The organism is Mesorhizobium sp., assembly GCF_005063415.1.
Taxonomy (GTDB): Bacteria; Pseudomonadota; Alphaproteobacteria; order Rhizobiales; family Rhizobiaceae; genus Mesorhizobium.
The window spans coordinates 1-7,653 of the sequence record NZ_SUEG01000162.1 but is presented as its reverse complement, the minus strand read 5'-3'; the positions used below and the strand labels follow the sequence as shown (position 1 = coordinate 7,653).

At 63.8% G+C, this 7,653-nt stretch carries 9 protein-coding genes and 1 pseudogene; 1 reads left to right on the top strand and 9 read right to left on the bottom strand.

Translation table 11 applies throughout. The features are described from left to right. Positions 1-113 precede the first annotated feature (113 nt). From E5W70_RS27470 to E5W70_RS27440, 7 genes are all read right to left on the bottom strand, one after another. Positions 114-605 (bottom strand): F0F1 ATP synthase subunit B, encoded by a 492-nt coding sequence (locus tag E5W70_RS27470; RefSeq protein WP_292664379.1) that lies wholly within the window; start codon positions 603-605, stop codon positions 114-116. A gap of 10 nt (positions 606-615) precedes the next feature. Further along, a complete protein-coding gene (locus E5W70_RS27465) occupies positions 616-1,197 on the bottom strand; it encodes a F0F1 ATP synthase subunit B (protein ID WP_023716854.1) in 582 nt (193 codons plus the stop codon). Positions 1,198-1,278: 81 nt separating this feature from the next. Beyond that, the gene (locus tag E5W70_RS27460; RefSeq protein ID WP_006206606.1) at positions 1,279-1,503 is read right to left on the bottom strand and encodes a F0F1 ATP synthase subunit C; all 225 of its coding nucleotides are present in this window, start codon (positions 1,501-1,503) and stop codon (positions 1,279-1,281) included. Positions 1,504-1,570: 67 nt separating this feature from the next. Continuing rightward, the gene (locus tag E5W70_RS27455; RefSeq protein ID WP_292664376.1) at positions 1,571-2,329 is read right to left on the bottom strand and encodes a F0F1 ATP synthase subunit A; all 759 of its coding nucleotides are present in this window, start codon (positions 2,327-2,329) and stop codon (positions 1,571-1,573) included. Positions 2,330-2,399: 70 nt separating this feature from the next. After that, positions 2,400-2,798 (bottom strand): AtpZ/AtpI family protein, encoded by a 399-nt coding sequence (locus tag E5W70_RS27450; protein WP_292664375.1) that lies wholly within the window; start codon positions 2,796-2,798, stop codon positions 2,400-2,402. Between the two features lie 254 nt (positions 2,799-3,052). Then, complete coding sequence (locus E5W70_RS27445) at positions 3,053-4,237, bottom strand: cell wall hydrolase (protein ID WP_292664373.1); 1,185 nt, start codon at positions 4,235-4,237, stop codon at positions 3,053-3,055. Between the two features lie 107 nt (positions 4,238-4,344). Continuing rightward, positions 4,345-5,664, bottom strand: coding sequence for an MFS transporter (locus E5W70_RS27440; protein WP_292664371.1), 1,320 nt, complete (start codon positions 5,662-5,664; stop codon positions 4,345-4,347). A gap of 120 nt (positions 5,665-5,784) precedes the next feature. Between E5W70_RS27440 and E5W70_RS27435 the strand changes: the two genes are divergently transcribed. Continuing rightward, positions 5,785-6,705 (top strand): LysR substrate-binding domain-containing protein, encoded by a 921-nt coding sequence (locus tag E5W70_RS27435; RefSeq protein ID WP_292664369.1) that lies wholly within the window; start codon positions 5,785-5,787, stop codon positions 6,703-6,705. Positions 6,706-6,895: 190 nt separating this feature from the next. On the opposite strand, the pseudogene E5W70_RS27430 reads toward E5W70_RS27435, so the two are convergent. Together E5W70_RS27430 and E5W70_RS27425 are read right to left on the bottom strand one after the other, a co-directional pair. Continuing rightward, a pseudogene (locus tag E5W70_RS27430) lies at positions 6,896-7,123 on the bottom strand (ribosome biogenesis GTPase Der); the annotation flags it as partial. Positions 7,124-7,162: 39 nt separating this feature from the next. Then, on the bottom strand, positions 7,163-7,653 hold a 491-nt coding region (locus E5W70_RS27425; protein WP_292664367.1), incomplete at its 5' end, for an SDR family NAD(P)-dependent oxidoreductase.

The following is a 7,653-nucleotide window of genomic DNA, read 5'->3' as shown; positions in this document are numbered from 1 at the left end:
CCTTCGGCGACATCTCCCCCTCGAGGGGGGAGATTACGCGCTCTGCCGCTTTCGCTAACAAAAAAGCCGCCAGGTTTCCCAGGCGGCTTTCGATGACTTGTTGATGCAGCCGTTCAGTTCAGCTTCCATTTCAAATCCTGCAGCGAGGCGTTGAACAGGTCGGCGCCGGCCTTGGCGTCGATCTTGCCGGCCAGCAGCGCGCGCGCGGCTTCGACCGCGATGTCGACGGCGCTGGCGCGCACTTCGCCGATCGCCTCGCGCTCGGCCTGGCCGATCTTCTGCTCGGCCAAGGCGGTACGCCGGGCGACATAGTCCTCGGTCTTCTTGTGCGCCTCGGCGGCAAGCATGTCGGCTTCGCGCTTGGCGGCGGCGACGATGGCCGCGGCCTCCTGCTCGGCTTCCTTGCGCTTGCGCTGGTATTGGCCGAGCAGCTGCTGGGCCTCTTCGCGCAACCGGCGCGCCTCCTCGAGCTCGGAGCTGATCTTGTCGGCCCGCGCATCGAGCGCCTTGGCGATCATGCCCGGCACCTTGATGTAGATGGCAATGCCGAGGAAGATTACGAGGGCAACGGTTGCCCAAAGTGTCGCGAGAGATGTGGCGTCCATGATGCGCTCCTCACCCGGCCACGGATTTGACCGCAGCCGCGATTTCGGCCTTGCTGGCCTTGCCGCCGACAAGCGCCTCGACGATGGCCGAAGCGGTGTCCTCGGCGATGGTGCCGACTTCCTTCATGGCATTGGCCTTGATGGAAGAAATACGCGCCTCGGCCTCGCCAAGCTTCTGGTCAAGCGCTGCCTCGATCGTCTTGCGGGCAGCTTCGGCTTCCGCCTTGGCCGCATCGTTGGCCTGCTGACCGATCGCATTGGCCTTGCCCTTGGCTTCCGCCAATTCCTGCTCATAGGCGGCAACGGCGGCGTCGGCCTCGCCTTTCAGCCGGGCAGCATGATCGAGATCCTGCGTGATGCGGTCGTTGCGCACGTCGATGATGCCGCCGACGCGTGGCATCACTACCCGCTTCAAGAAGAGGTAGAACAGCCCGAAAGTGATTGCCAGCCACAGCAGCTGTGACGGGTACGTCGCCGGATTGAATGGCGGGAACGTGCCGTGCGCCTCGGCAGGCACGCCGGTGGCGGCGTGCGTTTCGCCTTCCGTTGCGGCGGGCGCGGACTCTTGCGCAAAGGCAGATGTCACGAACATGGACTATCCCCGAAATTCAGGCCCGCCGCAGGATCGCGGCCGGCCTGTTCAATTCTTCCCAATGTTCAGCCGAACAAGTATTCAGCCGAACAGGGCGAGAAGCGCGATGAGAAGCGAGAAAATACCCAGCGCTTCGGTCACGGCGAAGCCGAAAATCAGGCGGCCGAACTGGCCGTCGGCGGCCGACGGGTTGCGCAGCGCGCCCGCCAGATAGCTGCCGAAAATGTTGCCGAGGCCAATGCCCGCGCCACCCATGCCGAGGCATGCGATGCCGGCGCCGATGTACTTTGCTGCTTCTGCGTCCATTTATTCAACTCCTTTGGATCTAAAATTCCGTTGCAAAATCGATCCGGCGGCAACGCCGGAAACCTTGTTAGTGCCCGGGATGCAGGGCGTCGTTGAGATACATGCAGGTCAGCACGGCGAAGACGTAGGCCTGCAGGAACGCAACCAGCAGCTCCAGCGCCGTCAGCGCCACGGCCATCGCCAGCGGCAGAACCGAGCCCGCCACGCCGACCGCGCCGAGCGCGCTCAGGCTGACGACAAAGCCCGAGAACACTTTCAGCGTGATGTGACCGGCGAGCATGTTGGCGAACAGACGAACCGAGAGGCTGACCGGACGCGAGACGAAGGAAATCACCTCGATAAGCACCACCAGCGGCAGCAGGTAGACCGGCACGCCATGCGGGACGAACAGCTTTAGGAAGCCAAGGCCGTGCTTGGTGAAGCCGTAGACGACGACCGTTCCGATCACCAGCGCAGCGAGGCCGAAGGTGACGATGATGTGGCTGGTGATGGTGAAGAAATACGGGAACAGGCCAAGCAGGTTAGCGACAAGCACGAACATGAACAGCGAGAACACGAAGGGGAAGAACTTCATGCCTTGCGTGCCCGCGGCATCCCTCAGCATATTGCCGACAAATTCATAGGCCATTTCCGAGACCGACTGAAGGCGGCCCGGGACGAGGCTGCGGCTCGACGTGCTGAGGTAGAGAAACGCCGCTGCGACAGCAACTGTCGCAAGCATGAACAGAGCCGAATTGGTGAAAGACAGGTCGTAGCCGCCGATGTGAATCGGAATGATCGGATGGATCTGGAACTGGTGGATCGGATCGACCTTGTCAGCAGCCACTTTAAATCCCCATCAAAGCCGCAGACGGCTTCAGTATCCTGTTCAATGCGCCGGCATGCGGCGCCTCAATTCATTCTTTCGGATCGCGCGGTTTGTCGCCCGTTCCGAATTCCGACACAAGCCCGGCTGAACGCAGGACATTGAGCACGCCAGCGCCAAAACCCAGCAGCAGCCCGACTATCAGACCCCATGGCGATGTCCCCGCCACGCGATCGATAAACCAGCCGAGAGCCGCACCGACCACTATCCCGGCGATGAACTCGCTGGACAGCTTGAGCGCCTGGCCGTACCCGGCCGCACTGCCCGCTTTCGCGTCGTCTTTCCCCTCGAGCCGATCCGGCCGCCTTGTCGCGAGCGATGCTTCAAGGTCGCGCCGGCGGCGCTCAAGATCGTCGTCGCGGATGTCGGCTTCATGCTGCTTGCCGCGGCCGGTTTTTCCAGTTCCGTCTGGCCCATTCTTGTCGGCCACGCAACCCCCTGCCCGGTCAGACCGTCACCGTCCGTCCGCTTCTTAAAGTCGCCGGCAACATAGTTAGAGGGTCCGCGCCCGTCAAGTCACGGGCGGACGTTCAAGCTCAAGTATTTTTTCGTTATAAATCAGCCACTTGCCTGGGTGCGACATCGTGCCCGACGCAGTCCCCGGCGGGCTGTGGCCGAATCCCCGCGGCGATGGGTCTTCGATCGGCCGCTCTCCCGCGAAAGACGCAACGGCTGCCCGAGCACTCAGCTCCAGCCGCCGCCATAGGTGCGATAGAAGATATGCAGGCCGATCCTGGTCATTTTCTTCATCGTCCGCGCCCAGCCCGGATGGACGTAGTTGGCGTAATAATGCGTCGACGAGCCGACTTCCGGAATGAAGATCTTGCCGGCTGTGACGGCCATGGCGACATCCTGGGCGGTCTGGTAGGCGGCGGGGTTGTCGATGCGCTTCTTCCTGCCATCGCAGGCGAAGGAAAACTGGCAGCGGTTAAACCAGTTGTCGTTCTGGTAGACGACGCCGCAGATCGAGTTCGGGTAGGCCGGGTTGCGGACGCGGTTGAGGATGACCTGGGCAACGGCGGCCTGGCCGCGCACGGATTCGCCGCGCGCCTCGAAATAGATGCCATTGGCAAGGCAGGCCTGCTCCGGTTTGGAAAAGACGCTTGCCGGCAGCGGCGTCTGCATCCAAGAATGATCGCCCTTGCTCAGCGGCGGGATGAAGCGGCCATCGTTCGGGTCCTCGTCCTGCAGCAAGGCCTCGAAAGGCGACGCCTGTGCGTAGTCGGGAGCGGACGATGCATATGCGGTCGCCAGCACGTCGGGATGATCGTTGTTGACCAGCGCGGCAAGCATCGCCGGCACGCCGGGATCCGGCTTCTTGTCGACGCGCGCGTGGAAGGCGGCGGCGATCTGGATTTCCTTGCCTTTGATCTCGGGCTTGGCGAAGGCCATCCTCAGGCCGCTGTCCATGCTTGGGCGGAGCAGCGAAGAGGTGCGCTCGAAGATCGAGCCGGCGTTGAAGTTTTTCGGCGGCGAGACGGGCGAGACCTGGATGATGCGGCCCTTCTTGTCGGCGCGCATGATGCGGTCCTCGTCCGGCGTCGTGCCGGCGATGCTGCCCTTGCCGCGAAACGAAACGGCGCCGATGCCGGGCAGTTGGACACCGGAGCCGGAGAGCGAGCCGGTGCTGCTGGAATCGAGGAAGGGCATTTCGGCGGCGTGAACCGAGCCGGCGACGGATCTCTCGACATAGGCGTTCCAGCGGACGCTCGGCGCCTCCAGGCCGGAGACCAGGCTGGTCATGTCCTGATAGGCAATGACACTCGGAAAGCCGATCCAGATACCAAGGCCAACAACGAGCGGAGACAGGAAGGAACGCTTTTTCTCACCGGCGGCGGCGACAAGCCGCGTCAAAACACGTCGATGCACAGAACTCTCCAGAAACGCAACGGACCCCACTGGAGAGCTACAATGATGCATTAACCTTGATGGGGCGTTAACAGCTTAGAACGTTGTTTTCCCATCTCGTGTCGAAGTCAGGCGCTTTTGCGGCCATCGCTTGACGGAAGAAAGATCGGCCAGGCGATCAGCGCGCAAATAGCCGCACCCAGCCAGACGCCTGCCCATGAGCAGAGCACGAGAAGCCCCGGAATGGCGATCGGCACCAGGAAGAAGGCAATGAAGACCAGGCTGTTGGCGAGGCCGAGCGCCGTTCCGGCCTGGCTCGCGCCGGCCAGCGTCGCAAGCTCGGTGTAGGCAACGCCGTGCCAGGAGGAGACGCAGATGCCGGCCACGACCAGCACCGCAACGATCGCCGGCGAAAGCATCGGCGCTTGGCCTGACAAGAATTGGGCCGAAAACAAGACGAGCGCCGCAAGCACGGTGAAGGCGGCCACGCTCAGCATGCTGCACAGGCGCAGGAACGGCCGGCGGTTGCCGTGACGGTCGGTGTAGCGGCCGCTCCAGACGCGCATGACCATGGCGCCGACCTGCACGGCAGCGAGGCTGGCGCTGATCACGGCTGTTCCCATGCCGGCGAAATCATGCAGGAAGACGGAAGCAAAGGTGAGCACCGCCACCTGCGGAAAGCACAGCAGGCCGATGGCTGTTGCAATGCGCCAGACGGCCGGGTTGCGCAGCGGCGCCGGGCCGGCCGGCTTTGCCGTGCCGGCCGAATTGGCATCGTCATGCGCCGGTGGCTGATGCAGCCAGAGCCAGGCGAGCGAGGTCGAGACGGCGGATGCAGCCGCCAGAAGTCCGAAGACCGCCGTGAAGCCATGGGCTGAAGCGAGCGATGGCAGCACGAGCGCGCCAAGCCCGCCGCCAAGCGGCACCGCCGTCTGCCTGATGCTCATGGCAAAGCCCCGCTCGCCTTCGCCGAACCAGGCCATGATGGCGCGGCCGCTGGAGCCGTTGACGCTGCCGCCGAGCAATCCGGTGACCAGCAGGGCAGCGGCGAGAAGCGCGACGTCGGGAATGTGGGCCGGTGACGGCACGATCAGCGCGGCCATGACAAGCAGCCACACCGCGGTTGCGCCGAGCCCGGTCAGCAGCACGCGGCGGTCGCCCCAGCGATCGGTCAGCAGACCCCACGGCAATTCGCTCAGCGCCACGCCCAAGCCGAGAAGGCCAAGCGCCATGCCGAGTTCGCCATTGGAGAGATGATAGCCCGAGCGCAGGAACACCGCCGTCGCCGGAATGCCGGAGAAGGTCGCGGAAAAGCAGGCATTGGCGGCGACGCCGATGCCCAGCACCTTCCAGCGATGATTGGCTCGAAGTGCCGCCGCTTCTGACGGGGCGGCAACGGCGCCTGGGCGAAGCGGTTTGCAATCTGGTCCTGTGGCGATAGCGGACATGGTTCAGCTCCTGCATGGGCTGGTTGCGTTCGGTCTTGACGCGCTGTCCCTACCGCCATAGCTTCGTACTGAATATCAGGAAGTTTTTGATGTAACGTCCCAAATATCAGGATTATTGCCATGCGACGCGTGACATTCGATCTCGACGTCCTGCGCAGCTTCGTCACCGGCATGGAGTTGGGCAGCTTCGCCAAGGCCGCCGACCGGCTCGGCCGCTCGACCTCGGCAATCAGCGCACAATTGAAGAAACTGGAAGAGCAGGCGGCGACGCCGATCTTCCGCAAATCGGGGCGCGGTCTGGCGCTGACGGACGCGGGCGAGACCATGCTCGGCTATGCGCGGCGGCTGATCGAGCTCAATGACGAGGCCGCCTCCGCCATCCACGATGTCGAGCTGGAGGGTTGGGTGCGGCTTGGGCTGCAGGAGGATTTCGGCGAGGCGGTGCTGCCGGAGGTGCTCGGGCGCTTCGCCCGCGCCCATCCCAAGGTCAAGATCGAGGCCAGGATCGCACGCAGCCATGAACTTGCCGAATGGATCATGTCGGGCAGCCTCGATATCGCGCTTGCCTGGCACAATGGCGCGACGCTGCCTTACAGCCGGCATGTCGCCGACGTTCAGATGCGCTGGATCGGCCCGGCAAAACAGATCGAGACCAGCCTGCGCGAAGGCGAGCCGTTACCGCTGGTGGCGCTCGAGGCGCCGTGCCTGCTGCGCAGCGTGGCGACTGAAACGCTGGACCGTGCCGGCCTGTCATGGCGGATGGCCTTCTCCAGCCCGAGCCTTGGCGGCATCTGGGCAGCCGTTGCCGCCGGGCTCGGCCTGACGATCCGCACCGATATCGGCCTGCCGGCCAGTGTCAGGGCGATGGTGCCGGAGATCGCCGGACTGCCCGCCTTGCCCAAGATGGCATTGTTCCTGCATCGCAAGGAGGCCGAGCCCGACCCGGTAGCGGCGCGGCTTGGCGACATCCTGCTGCAGGCGGCGCTGGAAGCGTTGCCGGGAAGTGCTCGGGGGAATGAGGTGCTACGAGAAGTCGCTTAGGTTTCGACAAGATAGTTTTGAGGCGACGTCGCGGGATTTCCGAAGGCACCGCGATCCACCGAGCATCCTGCGTCGAGTTTCTTCACACCCCCCTCTGTCCTGCCAGCGTTAGCAAAGATCCTGCACCGCAACGGCGCTCTTGCGTTACTCCTGAGCCGAGCGCAGGCGCAGCGCCCCTGAAAGCTCCGCCTCAGCGCTTCTTTGCCTTGCTGGCGAAAGGATTGTCCGAGGTGCGCAAGGCGATGCGGATCGGCACGCCGGGCATGACGAAAGCCTCGCGCAGGCTGTTCGAGAGATAGCGGACGTAGGATTGCGGCATCGCATCGGGGCGTGAGCAGGAGACGACGAAGCCGGGCGGGCGCGTCTTGGCCTGCGTGACATATTTGATCTTCAGCCGGCGTCCGGCGACGGCGGGCGGTCTCTTGCTTCAATGAGGTTTTTCGGTGGCGTGCTGCGGTCAGGGGTTAATTCCCCGAGGGCCCCGGCGTAGCTGAATCTGGCGGGTACCGCAGCATTTCTTGAACTTCATACCTGAACCGCAAGGACATTGATCATTGCCGCCGCGTTGCAGCCGGCCGACCAGGGGCAGCAGCGCTGCGGAAGGCAGGAGCGCCGCTGCAAGGGCAGCCAACTTGGCCGAGATTCCCGGTACGACGAGGCGACGACCGGATTTGAACCCTCGCCACGCCCGTTCGGCCACATACTCCGGATCCACCTTGGGCAAGATGTTGAAGAGCACCGTCTGATTGGCGCCTGATCTTGCGAGAAACTCCGTCGACACCGGGCCTGGTGCAACGCATGTGACCGTCACACCGGTTCGGCGCAATTCCTGGTGAAGCGCCTCTGAGAAGAAGCGCACGAAAGCTTTGCTAGCGAAGTACAGAGCCATATAAGGCCCGGGAACGAACCCGGCCACGGAACTGAGATTGAGCACCCCGCCCCGTCGGC